Here is a 15,932-nt window from a genome sequence, read left to right as displayed (position 1 = left end):
TGGACGATGGAGATCCAGAAGTGCCGCCGCAGTTTTCATGCGAAGCATGTGAGGGGGAAATGTACCCGGAATATTACAAGGGAGTTCATGGATACGAGTACCGGATTGAAGACAGGATCGGCTCTAGAGAAGAAAGCACAGAGTAGAAGAAAGGGAATGGATATGGGGTGGAAAAGCGATAGCGGCCGCCTTTAAAGTCGTGTTCATACCACTTCATACATTCAAAGAACACGACTTTAACAGCGGTTGGAAGCCCATATCCAATTCCCTCCCCATGCTCGAAAGTATGGGTTCAGACAAGGACCTAGCCGCAGGCTAGGTTTTTCTTATTCACTGAATAAAGGTAGTAAACGCTTGCAAAAATATATTGAAATGACTGGATGTGCGTGATAAGATGAACAAAATGAACAATAATGAACTTAATTAAGTGCATTTATGTTTGAATATGCATAAATTAGTGTGTTTAGAGAACACGTTCATAAAGTTCATATGCAAATGAAGCGGAATTATAGGAGGATGAAGCAGTTGGTTGACAGTGTGTGGCATATTAACGATTGGGATCTGACGATTCGTCTGCTGATGTCGGCGGGGTTGGGCGGTCTGATCGGCTTGGAGCGGGAGTGGAATCATCATGCCGCCGGCTTCCGCACGCATATTTTGGTATGTCTCGGCTCGACGGCGATTATGCTATTGTCGATATACGGCTTCGAAGCGTTCGTCAATGAGCCCAATGTGCGGACCGATCCCGCCCGCTTGGCCGCTCAAGTTATAAGCGGCATAGGCTTTCTTGGAGCAGGCGCAATTCTCCGCACGGGCTCGACGGTGTCGGGGCTGACGACGGCCGCTTCCATATGGGTGGTGGCGGCGATCGGATTATCGATCGGCGCGGGCTTCTATTACCCGGCTTTGCTGACCACGGTGCTGGTGCTGATCAGCTTGTTCGCCTTGAACAAGTGGGAGAAGCTCCTGATGCGCAACAGACGCAGCAACGAACTGGTGGTCAAGGTGCTTGACTATCCCGGCATGCTGGGACGTATTGCAAGCGAGCTGGGAGAGCAGGGGCTGCAGATCAAGAACATTCAGATGAAGACGCTCGAGGAAGACGGGGCGGAAGCCGCGGCAGCTCCCGTGATGGAGCTGAAGCTGCATATCCGCCCGCATCATCCGGGGATAATGGCCGCAGCGCTGGAGAAAATCGCCGCTCTGCCCCATGTCCTCGAAATACAGTCATCCGGTCAGGTGCAGTCCATGCCGGCTCAGCGGCAGGCGCTGAAGATGTAGGGGCGTTACTTGCGCGCTTGCCGACGAAAATTATGGAATTTCCTCTTGACAAGGATCTAGATCACAGGCTAAGCTAAAAGTGCAATATCGAGCATTAATGAACATTAATGAAATAAAAAACCTGAACGAAATGAACAAATTGCGCAAGTTGTATGAAGGGGTGAGTCATTTGCTAGCTGCGGAGAGAAAGTTAAAAATCGTCGAATATGTCAGGCAGCACCGCGTGGCATCTGTCGGAGTTCTGGCTCAGGAATTCGGTGTGCATGAAGCTACGATCCGCAGAGACCTGGCCGAGGTTGAGCAGGAGGGGCTGCTCAAGCGGACGCACGGCGGAGTCATTGTCGAGCAGCTGATGACCCATAACGAGCCTTCGTTCAGCGAGCGGACGAACGTTCAGCTGGAACAGAAGATGCGGATCGGCAAGATGGCCGCGAGCCTCGTCGAAGACGGGGATCATATCATCATCGATTCGGGCACGACGACGCTGCATATCGCCAAAAATCTCGTACACCGCTCCAATATTACGGTGGTGACCAACGATATCAATGTAGCGGCCGAGCTGCGGGATGCGCCGGGCATCAAGGTTACGGTCACCGGGGGAGAGCTGTATCCTTCGAGCTACATGCTCAACGGGATGTTTACCGATTATGTGCTCGGCTCCCTGCATGTGTCGAAAGCCTTTCTCGGGACGCCGGCCATACACCCCATGCATGGTTTGATGCACCCGGAAGCCCAACTGGTGCTGGCGAAGAAGGGAATGATCGCCGCCGCCCAAGAGGTCATTGTTGTCGCCGACGATTCGAAGGTAGGGAAGCTGTCTCTGCACAAGGTCGCTCCGAACAGCGCCATCCACACCTTGATTACCGGCAAAGAAGTGCCCGAATACGACATTAAGCCCTTTCAGGATGCGGGCATCAATGTCATTACCGTATAAGCCACTCTCAGGTGAACCTTTCCGGCTGCATGGCTGGGCCGGAAATTCATAATATATCAGCAGGATTCATACTACGGAGGTGTTACGGTTAGTGAATACCGTCACAACAAAGACTGTGCAATCCCGAACGCTGCGCTTGACTGAGCCTCATGTCGTTCAGGAATTGCTGGTCGAAAGAAAGCTTCGAGACGGCTTTGTAGCTGTCGAACCGACTATAGCAAGCATCTGCCATGCCGATCTGCGCTATTTCGGAGGAAATCGGAAGCCGGAGATTTTGGCCCGCAAATTACCGATGGCCCTGCTCCACGAGGGGATCGGGATCATAGTCGAAGGAGGCTCGTCCAAGCTTAGCCCGGGCCAGAGAGTCGTCATCGTGCCGTATCTTCCCGGTTATCTGCTCCATGGCATCGAGCCTGAAGAGTGCTGTCCGGCGTGCCGAGGCGAGATTCCCGACAATTACTGCTCGAGGGGCGAATTTCTCGGCAGCGGTACGGATGGAATCGCCCAGAGCCGGCTGGTGCTTCCGGAAGCCTGCGTGATTCCGATCCCGGATACGGTGTCGGATGAGATCGCGGTGCTGGCTGAGCTGTGCAGCGTCTCGTACCGGGCTCTCCGGTGCGTCAAGCCTCTGCTTGGCAAAGCCAGGGTTGCCGTATTCGGCGACGGACCGGTCGGGTATTTAACGGCCGCCATGCTGCATCATGCTTTCGGTGTAAACCGCGACCGCTTGACCGTGTTTGGCGCCGTCCGGGAGAAGCTGGACGAATTCGACTTTGCTGCGACCGAGATGGTGCAGACCTACGACTTTGCAGCCGGTGACAAGGCGGATATTGTGGTGGAATGCACAGGCGGACGCTTCAGCGAAAGTGCGATCAATCAGGGGATCGATCATCTGAAGCCGGGAGGGCATCTGATTGTGATGGGGGTCAGCGAGGAGCTGGTTCCGATTAACACGCGTGATGTGCTGGAGAAGGGAATTACGATCTATGGGAGCAGCCGAAGCTCCGAGAGAGATTTCCGTCAGGTGCTGGACGTAATGGAGGATCAGGAATGCCAGCGGACGCTGAGGAAGCTGATTCCGGATCAATATACAGTGGTGAGCCAAGCGGATGACTTCGCTGGCGCAATGGAATCCGCATTGGCTCACAGAGACTGGAAAAAAACAATTCTCGACTTTCACTGGTGACACAGTGAAAGTCGTGTACAAATTGTACCACACAATGGTGATGAAGGGAATGCAGCTGAACGTCAGAGCTTCATTAGACTGAATGAAAGCGTAACCATTGTGTAGGCAAAATTCATCCGCTTCTTCGAGAGGAGGAGAGTACATGAAGGTTTGGAGAGGGCAGCGCTATGGATAAAAAGAAAATCTGGGAAAAGGCCGTCCGTCCTTATGTGATGATCGCTCCGGCGATGGCAGGCATCCTCCTGTTTGTCATCTATCCCGTCTTCTATCTCATTAAATTAAGCTTCTATAAGTACAATCTGCTCAACAAGGATAAGAGCAAGTTTGTCGGACTGGATAATTTCAAAGAAATTTTCTCCCGGGAGGATTTCTACAATTCATTACTCACAACGGTTATATATACCGTCGGGGTCGTATTCCTGACGATGGCGCTATCGCTGCTTATCGCCGTATGGCTGAGCAAAAAAACGAAAATCAACGCCATCGTACAGGCGGGCATTTTTACCCCGCATATTATTTCCATCGTTTCCGTCGCTCTGGTCTGGATGTGGCTGATGGAGCCGAGCCACGGCATCCTGAACTTCCTGCTGAAGTCGGTCGGCCTGCCGGCCATGCCTTGGCTGCAGAGCTCCAGCACATCTCTGATGTCGGTCATCATCGTATCCGTCTGGCAGAACATCGGCTACTACACCTTGATTATTGTGGCTGCGCTGCACAGCGTGCCGCCTCCGATCTATGAAGCGGCCGAGCTCGACAACGCGGACAAGGTCAACGTGTTTTTCCGGATCACATTGCCGCTCATATCGCCGCAGCTGTTTTTCATCCTGATCATTATGACCATCGGTTCTTTCAAGGTGTTCGATACGGTGAAAATTATGACCGGCGGCGGTCCGAACGGCTCAACGACGACGCTCGTCTATTACATCTACGAATTTCGGACGAACAGTATCGGCTACGCCTCCGCTACGGGAGTCGTATTGATGGCGATTATTGCCGTGCTGACCTTCGTTTATTTCAAGGTGCTGTCCAAGAAGGTTCATTATCAATAAGACATCCCCGATGCTTATGAACAAGGAGGTGCCTGCCGGTGCTGGCGCAACAAGAAAATGGGGTGCGTGGAAAGCAGGCGTACAACGTCCGCTCCGTTTCCTTATCGAAATCGGTTAAAAGCTCTGTCGCTTTTATACTCAAGGCTTGCGTACTCATGATTTTTGTATTCCCGTTTCTGTGGATGATCTCGACTTCGCTGCAAACGCTCGCGGAGACGCTCTCCTTCCCGCCGACCTGGATTCCATCCGTTCCGCAGTGGAGCAACTTCGTGCAGGCGATGAATGCGGGCCCGTTCCTGACGTATGCCAAAAATTCCGTGATTGTCACGTTGTCCATTATTGTGCTGCAGCTCGTGGTCATGGTCCCGGCCGCTTACGCATTCGCCAAATACAGCTTTAAGGGCAAAGAGCTGTTTTTCAGCCTGGTGCTGCTGGCGTTTATGATTCCGGGCCAAGTTACCTTTATTCCCGTCTACCTGATGCTGGCTGACGCGGGCCTCATCAAGTCGCTGCTGCCGCAAATTATTCCGTTCATGTCCAATGCGTTCGGCATCTTCCTGCTGCGCCAATATTTCATGCAGATTCCTCATGAACTAATCGAAGCGGCCCGGCTGGATAATGCGAGCGAGCTTCAGATTATGCGCAACATCATGATCCCGATGTCGATGCCCGCGCTGGCGACGATTGCCCTGTTCAGCTTCGTCAGCCATTGGAACGACTACTTCTGGCCGCTTGTTATGACCGACTCGGCGGCGGTCCGCCCCCTCACGATGGGGATCGCCATGCTGCGGGAGACGGAGGGAATCAGCAACTGGCATATTATTATGGCCGGCAACGTCGTGCTGGTTCTGCCGATCCTTCTCGTTTATTTATTTGCCTCCAAGCAGATCGTGAAGGCATTTGTTTATTCGGGCATCAAGTAAATTCGAGGAAACATAACTTTTAGAAAAAGGGGTTATTTCCATGAAAAAACGAATTCCGTCTCTCCTACTGGCAACCGCTATGACATCCTCGCTGCTGGCAGCCTGCTCCGGCACCTCCCAGGAGCCCGCAGCGCAGCCTTCGGGCAATACGCCATCCGCCCCTGCTCCGGCAGGCAAGACAACCGTCCAATTCTGGCATTCCCTGGGCGGCAAAAACGGCGATTATATCAACGGGCTGATTCAGCGGTTTAATGAATCCCAGGATAAGGTGGAGGTCGTCGGCACGTTCCAGGGCTCTTACGATGAGACGGTGACGAAGCTTCAGCAGGCGGTTGCGGCCAAGACGGCTCCGGATATTACGATGCTGGAGCGGGCTTATGTGCAGATGTTTGCGGAATCCGAGGTGCTGGAGGATCTGACGCCTTATATGGCCAAGTCCAAGCTGACGGTCGCCGATTTCCCGGAAGGGCTGATGGGGCACTCCACGTTCGACAAGAAGCTCGTTTCACTGCCCTTGAACCGTTCCACGCCTATCTTGCATGTAAACAAAACGATGCTTGACGAGAAGGGGCTTGCGATTCCGAAAACCTGGGATGAGCTCAAGCAGGTGGCGAATGCGCTGGTCATTAAGGAAAACGGGGAATTTAAGCGCTACGGCTACAGTATGCCTTACGATACGTGGTATCCGATCGCCATGATTTCGGAGGCCAAGGGCAAGTTTTTCAACGATGAGGGGACATCGCTAGGCTTCCAGGAGGAAGGTATCAAGACGTTCAAATTCCTGAAGGAGCTGCAGGGAACGGGAGCCTTGTACTATCCGCCTGCTCAAGACTCGGGCAATATCGTCAATCAGATGTTCACGAGCGGCAAAATCGGGATGATGTTTCAATCCACCGGCGTCATCGGAAGCCTGAAGGATAACGTCAAGTTCGACTATGTCACCGCCTATATGCCGATGGATCAGGTGTATGCGAATCCGACCGGCGGAGCTAATGTGGCGATCATGGCGGGTTCCCAGCATAAGGATGCGGCATGGGAGTTCATCAACTGGACGATGACCGATCCGAAGGGCGGTCTGAAGTTTATTCTCGACTCCGGCTACCTGCCGTTCACGAAGAAGATGACCGAGTCGCAGGAGATGAAGGATCTGTGGGCCAAGGAGCCTAACCGCAAGGTGGCCTATGACCAGCTGCAGTATGCGGTGGATACGAATAAGCATGTGGCGTGGCCGCAAGTGATGCAGGAGTTTTTCAAGATGATTCAGGCTGTTATGTATGACAATAAAGACATCGGGGCTTCGCTGGATACGTTTAGGAAGGAAGCCGAGCGGATTATGAAGCAGTAGGGAGGAAGAAATCGCATGATCGAAAGACTTCGCGATAACCAATCGGTGATTGTGGCCGGACACCGGGGCTGGAAGTCGGCCTATCCGGAGAATACGCTGCTTGCGTTTCAAGAGGCGCTGAAGCTCGGCGTCGATATGCTGGAGTTCGACCTGAGGTTCTCCAAGGATCGGACGGTAGTTGTCATTCATGACGAAACCGTGGACCGCACGACGAACGGGTCCGGCCGGGTCGGCGACTTCACCTTGGCGGAGCTCAGGGAGCTGGATGCCGGCGGCTGGTTCGGCAAGCCGTTCGAGGGCTTGAAAATACCGACGCTGGAGGAGTTGTGCGAGCTGCTCTCCGCTTATCCGGATGTGCTGCTTAACGTGGAGGTCAAGCCAAGCCCGGATGCCAAGGCGGTCGTGGACAGTGCTGTCGCCATGCTGGAGCGGTTCGGATATTTGCCCCGCTGTGTGTTCACCTGCTTCGACGCCGAGGTGCTTGCCTATATGCACGATGCGCACGGCTTGAAGACGCAGGGCTTTCCGGGCGAGTTGATGTCGGGTTATACGGACGGGCCGGAGGGCACGATCTCCAAGATGTGGGCGGTCGGGCTCAGCATGAAGCTGCTGACGCCCCAGCTGGCTCGCGCCTACGAGGAGCAAGGCGTACTGGCCTGGTGCTACTGCCCGGACAGCGAGCAGCAAGTGTTCTATGCACTGGGCTGCGGAACGCTGCTGATGACCGTCAACGATCCGCTGCCTGCGATGCAGGTTCGCGAGCAGCTGAGTCGGATGCCGTAGCGATCCGGAGGACAACGCATGGAGAAGCGGTATGTCATCGGGATCGACTACGGGACGGAATCCGGCCGGGCGGTGCTGGTGGATGCGGGAGACGGGCGGGAGCTGGCGGTCCATGTGACCCGCTACCCTCACGGCGTGATCGAGGAGCGCATGCCGCAGTCGGGCAGAAAGCTCGCTCCCGGCTGGGCGCTCCAGCATCCGGGCGATTATTTGGAGGTTTTGCGCGTGTCGGTCTCGGAGGTGCTGCGGGCCGCGGGCGTTGCCCCGCAGCAGGTTATCGGGCTGGGTGTCGACTTCACGTCGTGCACGATGCTTCCGGTCGATGCGGACGGCGAAGCGCTCTGTTTGCGAGAGAGCTTCCGCGAGGAGCCGCATGCCTACGTGAAGCTGTGGAAGCATTATGCCGCCGTAGAGGAAGGCGCGCGCATTCAGGAGCTGGCTGAAGCGGAAGCTGCGGGCTGGCTTTCCCGCTATGGCGGTAAAATATCCTGCGAATGGATGCTGCCCAAAGCCTGGCAGCTGCTGAACGAAGCGCCGGAGGTTTACGAAGCGGCCGATCTGCTGATGGAAGCCGGCGATTGGATCGTATACCGGCTGACGGGCCGGCCGGTCCGAAGCGCCTGCAGCGCCGGGTACAAGGCGTTGTGGAGCGAGGAGGAAGGCTACCCGGCGCCTTCCTTCCTGGCCGGGCTGGATGCCAGACTGGCCGGGATTGCGGCGACGAAATGGGCGGGCCCGGTATTGCCGCTGGGAGCCAAAGCGGGCGAGCTGACCGGCGAGGCGGCGGCTTTGACCGGACTATGTCCGGGAACGGCGGTTGCGGTTGCCTTGATCGACGCTCACGCGGGTGCGGTGGGGACAGGGGCCGTGCGTCCGGGCCAAATGGTGATGGCAATGGGCACTTCCTTGTGCCATATGCTGCTCAGCGACCGGGAGGTCCATGTAGCCGGCATCCGGGGTGTCGTCCGGGGCGGCATCGTTCCGGAATTGTACGGCTACGAGGCCGGGCAGCCGGCGGTCGGAGATTTATTCGGCTGGTTCGTCGGGCAGGCCGTGCCTGCTTATGTGGAGCGGGAAGCCGCAGGCGAAGGGGTTAGCGTGCACGCTTGGCTGGAGAGCCGGGCGGCGCAGCTGAAGCCCGGCCAGCACGGGCTGCTGGCGCTGGATTGGTGGAACGGCAACCGGTCCGTGCTGGTGGACCCGGACCTCAGCGGCCTGATCGTCGGGCTGACGCTGCGGACGAAGCCCGAGGATATTTACCGGGCGCTGCTGGAGGCGGCGGCATTCGGCACGCGCCTCATTATTGAAACCTACGAGCGGTCGGGGCTGCCCGTGAACGAGCTGCTGGCTTGCGGAGGCTTGCCGGGACGCAACCGGCTGCTGATGCAAATTTTCGCGGATGTGACGGGACGCGAGATTCGCGTTGCCGGTTCTGTGCAGACCACGGCGCTTGGGGCCGCCATGTACGGGGCTGTTGCGGCAGGACCGGCCGAAGGCGGCTGCGCCGATATTACCGAGGCGGCCTTGCGCATGGCCCGTCTGCAGGAGGAAACTTTTCGTCCCAATCCGGAGCATAAGATTGTCTATGAGCGGTTGTACCGGGAATACTGCCGGCTTTATGAGCGGTTTGGACGCGGGGAACTGGCAGTCATGAAGGAGCTGAATCACATCAAGCTGGAACAGAGCGGCTTGCACGGAAATAAGCCATGACCATGATGTCAAAACCAACCAAGCTGGAGGGAACTATGAGGCATATAACTAAGGAAAGCTATTCCGTTATCCGTCGTCCGTCTGGATTTGCAGGAACCCGCTGGGCCAGACTGCTGGCCGTTTTGTTGGTTGTTGCTCTGCTTCCGCTGGTACAGCCTGTCGCGGGCGAAGCCAAGCCATTATTTCATTCCAAGCTTTTCGATCTGTCCGACCCGGCGGAGGAGATCATCCGGGAGAAGACGCTGCATAACGGGACGGTGCTGCAATCCTTCGCCTACGATAATGTGAACCGGCATATCTATGTCGTGCAGCTGATGGCCGGCGGACAGCAGCTCCCGGGAGAAAGCGCGCCGGTAAGCGGAGCGAATCGGGACTTGAACGGCGACCTGACGCTGACGCAGCTGGACTGGGAGGGCAACGAAACCGGGCATATGTTTCTGAAGGGCTTCGGCCACGGAGTGCAGATCGGCGTTGAGCCTGTGGGGCAAACCGCGTATCTATGGACGGAGACCGATTCTGTAGCCGAAGGAACCAGCGGCTGGGGAACGAAGCTGGCCCGCTTCGCCTTCGAGAACGGAAAGATCCTGACGCCGGACTCGCCGGAGCTGGAGAAGCATCAGCTGATCCCCGGCGCGGACCGGACCACGGTCAATATCGATCAGGCGCACGGCTTGCTGACGATGCGCTACCGCCAGGCCGGCGTGTTTCATTTCGCCGTCTACGATCTGCAGCAGGTGAAGGAGGGCGAGTACGTGCCGCTTGCGGATGTGCTTCAGCCGGCAGTCGGCACGTTCCAGGGCTTTGCCTCCTTCGGCGGCTTCCTGTACCTGCTGGAGGGCAACTCCTACGGCTCGAACGGGTCGACCGCACCGGCAGGCAATACGTATGTGACGATCGTGGATCTGCCTTCGGGCGAGGTTGTCGACAAGCAGCTCATGACCGCCGGCGATACGCTTTCCTTCCGCGAGCCGGAAGGGATGGCGATCCGGATTCCCGATCCGAAACATCCTACCAAGGCCGAGCTGAGCTTCGGCTTCGCCTCCGGCTCCTCGCCTACGCGCAAGGCCAGCCTGTATGCGCTGGACCGGCTGATTCCGAAGGCTGCCCTGCGGCATTAACTCCGCTATCGCGGCGAATACCCCGGCTTTGCACAGGGTTTTGCCGGCAGAAAGACCTCATCCCACTTCTAGTGGCGTTGAGGTCTTTTTCTCTTGCTTCACAATCGCCTGCACAGCCGGCCCGTTTCCAATTGTGCCCATAATCAAGCGGGGGCCCAATATGGTATAGTGAGTATAAAGCGGTATCATTCCATCACCCTTTGTCAGGAAAATTGACTGATCTTGTTCGATTTGGAGATGGGAAGAAGAAAGGGGAGCATCATGCGTTTTTTTCGAAACAGCATCCGCTATAAGCTGGTCGCGCTGTTGTTGATTTCGACCATTCTGCCCATCGTGCTGTCGATCGTGATTTCTTATATGTATACGAAAGACTCGTTAAAGCAGCAGGCCATCGAGCAGAATACCCGGCTGATCACGGAAGCCGGCATGAATATATTGAATTACTTGGGCACGGTGGTGAATTCCTCGCTCTCTGTTTACTCCAACGCCTCGATTGACAGCTTGCTGACGGGCGGTGTGGACGACTATCAAAACGATTCGTATATATTGACGATCATGCAGATTGTCTCCCGCTCGGCCGGAGACATTTATCAGGTTTATCTCGGTTTGGAAGGAGCCAACCGCGCGTATTTGCTGCATCAGAACAATTTTAACCGCGGACCTATTCTCTATAAGCCGCCGATTCCGACGACGATGAGTCCCTATACCCTGTATACCGAGCCGACGCATCCGAGCCATGATTACGGCGTTGTCCGCTCGCCCCTGGCGCTTATCCCCGAGAAGGTGTTTACCGTGCACCGGCCGATTTTCCGCGTGCCCAGCAATGAGCAGATCGGCCTGCTGTCGATCGATATCAAGCAGGAGGCGCTGAGCAAGCTGACGGCCCAGCTGTACGATGCCGACAACAAAGACATTTATATTCTGGACGATGCCGGAGTTGTCGTCTACGGGGCGAATAGCGGGGAAGGGGAAGGGGAAGGGGAAGAGGACCCGCGGGCCGAATGGATGACGCGCGTGCTGGACAGCGGGAGGGATGCCGGCTACCTGGAATGGAGCCAGTCCGATTTCTCGGGGATCATGGTGTACAGCAAGCTGACGAACGCTTATCTGAACTGGACGATCGTCAAGCGGATTCCCGATTCGCATCTGTACAAGTATGCCCGCCGTCTAACGCTGATCAACAGCGCCGTCGCCAGCATTTGTCTGCTGATCGCCACGGCTGCCATTCTGATCGTTTCCCTGCGGCTGACCAAGCCGCTGAAGCAGCTGATCTCCCATATCAGCAAAATTCAGGCCGGCCAGCTCGACGCTACCATTCCGATCGAACGATCGGATGAGATCGGGATTGTCGCCAAGCGGTTCCAGAACATGATGGATACGATCAACGATCTGTTTTTGCGCGAATACAAGCTGAATTTGGCCAATAAAACGAACCAGCTGAAAATGCTGCAGGCGCAGATCAACCCTCATTTTATCAACAATGCCCTGCAGTCGATCGGCCATAGCGCGCTGGAAAATCAGGCGCCGAAGGTGTATACCCTGATCACTTCACTTGGACAAATGATGCATTACAGCATGAACACGCAGGAAACGGTTGTCCCCCTCTCCAGGGAAATCGAGCATGTTCATTACTATTGCGAGCTGCAGCTGGAGCGGTTCGGAGAGCGATTGCAGGTAGCGGTCGACATCGACCGGGCGGCGGCGTCCATCCACGTGCCCAAGATGCTCGTGCAGCCTATCGTGGAAAATTATTTCAAGCACGGCTTCGACGGACAGCCGGAAGGCGTCGGCATTCTGCGGATTACCGCCCGTGTCGATGAGAAGCGGCTGATCATTCGCGTGGAGGATAACGGCAAGGGCATGCCGGAGGACGGGCTGAGGAAGCTGCAGCAGCGGCTTACGAATCCGGACCCCAGCGGGGAGAAGCTTGGAGAGAGCATTGGGCTTGTGAATGTCCTGTACCGGCTGCGGCTTTATTACGGCGAAGCAGGCGGGATGACCCTCCGCGCCGTTGCTCCGCAAGGCTTGCGCGTAAAGCTGTCTATTCCTTTAAACGTCACGATGGAGGAGGAGCTAACATGAAGGTATTGATTGTCGACGACGAGAAGCATGTACGCAATACGATCCGTATGCTGGCCGACTGGCCGGCGCTGAAGGTGGACGTCATCCTCGAGGCCGAAAACGGCGCGGATGCCATCGAGCTGATCCAGACTGAGCGGCCGCAGGTCGTCATAACGGATATTATGATGCCGCTGAAGAACGGGCTGGATCTGATGGGCTGGATGAATGCGCATGCGGGAGACTGCAAAAAAATGGTGATCAGCGGTTACAACGATTTTGAATACGCGAGACAGACGATCAAGCATGGAGGGATCGACTACTTGCTGAAGCCGATCGTCCCCCATCAGCTTCAGGAAGCGCTGAAGAAGGCGGTAGATGCCTGGAATGAGGAGGAGCGGCGGCGGCGTCACGAGCTGACGCGCAATCAGGAGGTCAGCAAGCTGCAGGATGTTTATCGGGACAAGCTGCTGTCGGGCCTGATTCTGGAGGCAGGCGGCCACTCCGGCGAGATCGACGGGCTGCTCGAGCGGTACCCGGAGCTGCGCAGAACGCAGAGCTGCCGAGTGGCCGTGCTGAGCTTCGAGTTTATGGAGCGGAGCGTGCGGGAGAAGTACGGCTCGGACAGAGACCGGCTCGTCTCCGAACTGATCGAGATTTGCAGTCGCGCGCTCCATCCGGCGGGGCATGGGACGGCTTTCCGCAATCTAAACGGCAAGCATGAGATTGGGATGCTGCTGTGGGGAGACCTGGAACGGACGGAAGGGACGATTTCGCGCATCCATCAGGATATCGTGCGCCGGCTGCATGCGCGTTTCGATATCGGCATTGGGCTAGAGCTGCCTTTTCCCGGGGGGCTTCAAGATTCCTGCCTGCAGGCCCGGAGGGCCTTGAGGCAGCGCAACCTGCTGGACCCGGACAACCGGCTTCACATGTATCGTCAGGAGACAGGGCTGAAGCTCGGCACGCTGCGTTTCGGCGAGCATGAGGAGCCTATCGGTCTGGCACTGCGAAGCGGCAGAAGCGAGCAGCTTGACCAGGCGCTCCATGAGTGGTTCGACGCGCTCGCTCAGCTGGAGACGATCACACTGCAGCAGCTGGAGCTGTGGCAGGATGAGTTCACCGTGCGCCTGATCCGCTGGACGGAGGAGTTTCTGCCGGACGCTTCCTCGGTGCCCGAGCAGCTCCCGCCGGATGTGCTGGAGTGGCAGTCGTTTCCGATGGATGATCTGGGGCGTTTTTCATTGGCCTTGTTCCAGGGACAGGTAAGCCGGAGCCTCGCCGCCCTGCAGCGGATGTTCCAGACCCGGAAGGCGCAGAGCGGTCATACGATGCACGATATTGCCCGGTATATTCAGCTCAATTACCAGAAAAACATTACGCTGCAGGACATTTCCGCCCAGTTTCATTTGAATCGTGAGTACATCTCCCGCAAGTTCAAGCTGGAGCTGAAGGAGAATGTCATCGATTATTTGAACCGGGTGCGGATTGAGAAGGCGAAGGTGCTGCTGCTGAATCCGCATGTCAAGGTGTCCGAGGCTGCCCGTCTAGTAGGCTATCAGGACGAAAAGTATTTCAGCCGGGTGTTCAAGAAGCTGGAGGGCCAGTCTCCGAAGGAGTTCAGAGTGCTTGAGGAGTGACGGCTCGCCGCCTGGCGGCGCCAACTGTCGGTCTTCTTTGGGACCTTAAGCAAAATTGTCCACCAATCTCTACAATTTTCTGTGTGTGAATGGCGCTGACGCACCGCTATAATCGCACTATAAACGAATTGTGGAGAAGGGAGGACCTACCTTGCGGAGATGGTTACTATCGAACGGGATGCAGCAGACAGTATTTCTGGGCCCCGCTCTCACTGTATACGCATTGATCATCGCTTTGCCGTTTGCGCTTAATGTTTATTACTCCTTTACGAATTGGGACGGCGTTTCGGGCCGGGTCGCTTGGGTGGGGCTGGACAATTTCCTGCATGTGCTCACCAGCGACGCCAACTTCGGTTATTCCTTCTGGTTTACGGCCCGCTTTACCGTCACTGTCGTCATCTTAACGAACCTGGTCGGTTTTATATTCGCCTATATGCTGACCCATGCTTTCAAGACGCGCAACCTGCTGCGCACGATTTTCTTTGTTCCGAACGTGCTCGGAGGACTGCTGCTTGGCTTCATCTGGCAGTTTATCTTCGTCCAAGGCTTCGCCTCCATCGGCCGGCTGACGAATTTGGCCTTCTTCGAGCTTCCCTGGCTTGGTACGGAGAACACGGCCTTCTGGGCGCTCGTTATCGTATTTGTCTGGCACGGAGCTGGCTATATCATGGTCATCTATATCGCTGGCCTGACCAATGTGCCCAAGGACATGCTGGAGGCGGCGATGCTCGATGGAGCCAACCGCTGGCAAGTGCTGAAAAGCGTGATTTTGCCTTTGATCATGCCGATTATTACCGTTTGTTTATTTCTCACGATCGCCTGGGCGTTCAAAATGTTCGATATCAATTTCTCGCTGACGAAGGGCGGACCGTTTAATTCGACGGAGTCGGTCGCCATGAACATTTACAATGAAGCGTTCGTGAACAACAATTACGGTCTCGGTACGGCTAAAGCGCTTCTATTCTTTATAGCGGTATCCGTTATTACGACCATTCAGGTCACGCTCACTAAGCGCAAGGAGGTTGATCTCTAATGCATACGGAGAAATACACCCCGCGCATGCTGGCGGCCGAGCTGCTGCTCATTGTCGTAGCGCTGCTGTTCCTTGCCCCTTTTTACTTTGTTGTCGTCAATTCGCTCAAAAGCTTCGCCGAGCTGCTCGTCAACGCCGCGAGTCTGCCGACTACGCTGGTGTGGGAAAATTTCGCTCACGCCTGGAAGGTGCTGCGCTTCGCCGATACGCTGACGAATACGGTGATCATTACGGCAGCCGGAGACATCGGGCTTGTGCTGATCGCCTCTATGGCCGCCTACCGGCTTGTACGCAAGCCGAGCCGGACGCATCGCGCGCTGCTTACGCTATTCATCGCTGCGATGGTCATACCGTTTCAGGCGATCATGATACCGCTAGTGAAGGTCGCCTCCTGGCTCCATCTGGTTAACAGCATACCGGGCGTCGTCATCTGCTATTTCGGCCTTGGGGTATCATTTTCCATCTTTCTGTATCAAGGTTTTGTCCGGTCGATTCCGCTGGAGATCGAGGAATCCGCCACGGTTGACGGCTGTACGCCTTACGGCGTGTTCTGGCGCATCGTTTTCCCGCTGCTGAAGCCGATGACGGTCACGATCGTGCTGCTGAACAGCTTGTGGATGTGGAACGACTTCCTGCTGGCTCTTATTATTTTGCAGGACAAGCAGCTGCATACGATCCAGATCGCCATCAATTCCTTGTTCGGGGAGTATACCAACCAATGGGATCTCGCACTGGCTGCGCTTGTCATGAGCATGGTGCCGCTGCTTGTTTTCTTCCTCGCGCTGCAAAAGCACATTATCGAAGGCATTACCGCCGGGGCGATTAAGGGCTGACGCATGAAGATGAGCTGACACGAAGCGTCAGGATCAAAT

General features: G+C 56.0%; 13 protein-coding genes. All 13 read left to right on the top strand.

The features are described from left to right. Positions 1–516: 516 nt before the first annotated feature. On the top strand, positions 517–1,281 hold the full coding sequence (locus BLR08_RS28855) for an MgtC/SapB family protein (protein WP_072337646.1): 765 nt from the start codon (positions 517–519) through the stop codon (positions 1,279–1,281). Positions 1,282–1,450: 169 nt separating this feature from the next. Beyond that, positions 1,451–2,215 carry a DeoR/GlpR family DNA-binding transcription regulator gene (locus tag BLR08_RS28850; protein WP_072337751.1) on the top strand — a complete coding sequence of 255 codons (765 nt, stop codon included), beginning with the start codon at positions 1,451–1,453 and terminating at the stop codon, positions 2,213–2,215. Positions 2,216–2,306: 91 nt separating this feature from the next. Next, the gene (locus tag BLR08_RS28845) at positions 2,307–3,401 is read left to right on the top strand and encodes an alcohol dehydrogenase catalytic domain-containing protein (protein ID WP_072337649.1); all 1,095 of its coding nucleotides are present in this window, start codon (positions 2,307–2,309) and stop codon (positions 3,399–3,401) included. Between the two features lie 167 nt (positions 3,402–3,568). Then, positions 3,569–4,450, top strand: coding sequence for a carbohydrate ABC transporter permease (locus BLR08_RS28840; RefSeq protein WP_072337651.1), 882 nt, complete (start codon positions 3,569–3,571; stop codon positions 4,448–4,450). Between the two features lie 155 nt (positions 4,451–4,605). Further along, positions 4,606–5,373 carry a carbohydrate ABC transporter permease gene (locus tag BLR08_RS28835; RefSeq protein ID WP_256257816.1) on the top strand — a complete coding sequence of 256 codons (768 nt, stop codon included), beginning with the start codon at positions 4,606–4,608 and terminating at the stop codon, positions 5,371–5,373. Between the two features lie 40 nt (positions 5,374–5,413). Continuing rightward, positions 5,414–6,718 (top strand): ABC transporter substrate-binding protein, encoded by a 1,305-nt coding sequence (locus BLR08_RS28830; RefSeq protein WP_072337653.1) that lies wholly within the window; start codon positions 5,414–5,416, stop codon positions 6,716–6,718. 15 nt (positions 6,719–6,733) lie between these two features. Further along, positions 6,734–7,501 (top strand): glycerophosphodiester phosphodiesterase family protein, encoded by a 768-nt coding sequence (locus BLR08_RS28825; protein ID WP_072337655.1) that lies wholly within the window; start codon positions 6,734–6,736, stop codon positions 7,499–7,501. An 18-nt stretch (positions 7,502–7,519) separates the two neighbouring features. Continuing rightward, positions 7,520–9,211: a ribulokinase gene (locus BLR08_RS28820; protein ID WP_072337657.1), complete on the top strand. Its 1,692-nt coding sequence runs from the start codon at positions 7,520–7,522 to the stop codon at positions 9,209–9,211. 35 nt (positions 9,212–9,246) lie between these two features. Then, on the top strand, positions 9,247–10,329 hold the full coding sequence (locus BLR08_RS28815) for a phage baseplate protein (protein WP_083537526.1): 1,083 nt from the start codon (positions 9,247–9,249) through the stop codon (positions 10,327–10,329). 261 nt (positions 10,330–10,590) lie between these two features. Further along, the gene (locus tag BLR08_RS28810) at positions 10,591–12,411 is read left to right on the top strand and encodes a cache domain-containing sensor histidine kinase (protein WP_072337757.1); all 1,821 of its coding nucleotides are present in this window, start codon (positions 10,591–10,593) and stop codon (positions 12,409–12,411) included. Next, a complete protein-coding gene (locus BLR08_RS28805) occupies positions 12,408–14,027 on the top strand; it encodes a response regulator (protein WP_072337659.1) in 1,620 nt (539 codons plus the stop codon). Before BLR08_RS28810 ends, BLR08_RS28805 begins: the two co-directional genes overlap by 4 nt. A 178-nt stretch (positions 14,028–14,205) precedes the next feature. After that, a complete protein-coding gene (locus tag BLR08_RS28800) occupies positions 14,206–15,060 on the top strand; it encodes a carbohydrate ABC transporter permease (RefSeq protein WP_072337661.1) in 855 nt (284 codons plus the stop codon). Continuing rightward, positions 15,060–15,893: a carbohydrate ABC transporter permease gene (locus BLR08_RS28795; RefSeq protein ID WP_072337663.1), complete on the top strand. Its 834-nt coding sequence runs from the start codon at positions 15,060–15,062 to the stop codon at positions 15,891–15,893. The genes BLR08_RS28800 and BLR08_RS28795 overlap by 1 nt, the downstream gene beginning before the upstream one ends. Positions 15,894–15,932 lie beyond the last annotated feature (39 nt).

The organism is Paenibacillus sp. cl123 (assembly GCF_900101595.1).
Classification (GTDB): Bacteria; Bacillota; Bacilli; order Paenibacillales; family NBRC-103111; genus Paenibacillus_G.
Note: the sequence above shows the minus strand (reverse complement) of the source record. Positions and strands in the feature narration are given on the sequence as shown.

Excerpts from the sequence above, each read along its gene's own strand:
- BLR08_RS28820 (WP_072337657.1), top strand. The coding sequence starts at position 7,520 with ATGGAGAAGCGGTATGTCATCGGGATCGACTACGGGACGGAATCCGGC.
- BLR08_RS28855 (WP_072337646.1), top strand. The coding sequence starts at position 517 with ATGAAGCAGTTGGTTGACAGTGTGTGGCATATTAACGATTGGGATCTG.
- BLR08_RS28805 (WP_072337659.1), top strand. The coding sequence starts at position 12,408 with ATGAAGGTATTGATTGTCGACGACGAGAAGCATGTACGCAATACGATC.
- BLR08_RS28815 (WP_083537526.1), top strand. The coding sequence starts at position 9,247 with ATGAGGCATATAACTAAGGAAAGCTATTCCGTTATCCGTCGTCCGTCT.
- BLR08_RS28825 (WP_072337655.1), top strand. The coding sequence starts at position 6,734 with ATGATCGAAAGACTTCGCGATAACCAATCGGTGATTGTGGCCGGACAC.
- BLR08_RS28810 (WP_072337757.1), top strand. The coding sequence starts at position 10,591 with ATGCGTTTTTTTCGAAACAGCATCCGCTATAAGCTGGTCGCGCTGTTG.
- BLR08_RS28830 (WP_072337653.1), top strand. The coding sequence starts at position 5,414 with ATGAAAAAACGAATTCCGTCTCTCCTACTGGCAACCGCTATGACATCC.
- BLR08_RS28840 (WP_072337651.1), top strand. The coding sequence starts at position 3,569 with ATGGATAAAAAGAAAATCTGGGAAAAGGCCGTCCGTCCTTATGTGATG.
- BLR08_RS28795 (WP_072337663.1), top strand. The coding sequence starts at position 15,060 with ATGCATACGGAGAAATACACCCCGCGCATGCTGGCGGCCGAGCTGCTG.
- BLR08_RS28835 (WP_256257816.1), top strand. The coding sequence starts at position 4,606 with ATGATTTTTGTATTCCCGTTTCTGTGGATGATCTCGACTTCGCTGCAA.
- BLR08_RS28800 (WP_072337661.1), top strand. The coding sequence starts at position 14,206 with ATGCAGCAGACAGTATTTCTGGGCCCCGCTCTCACTGTATACGCATTG.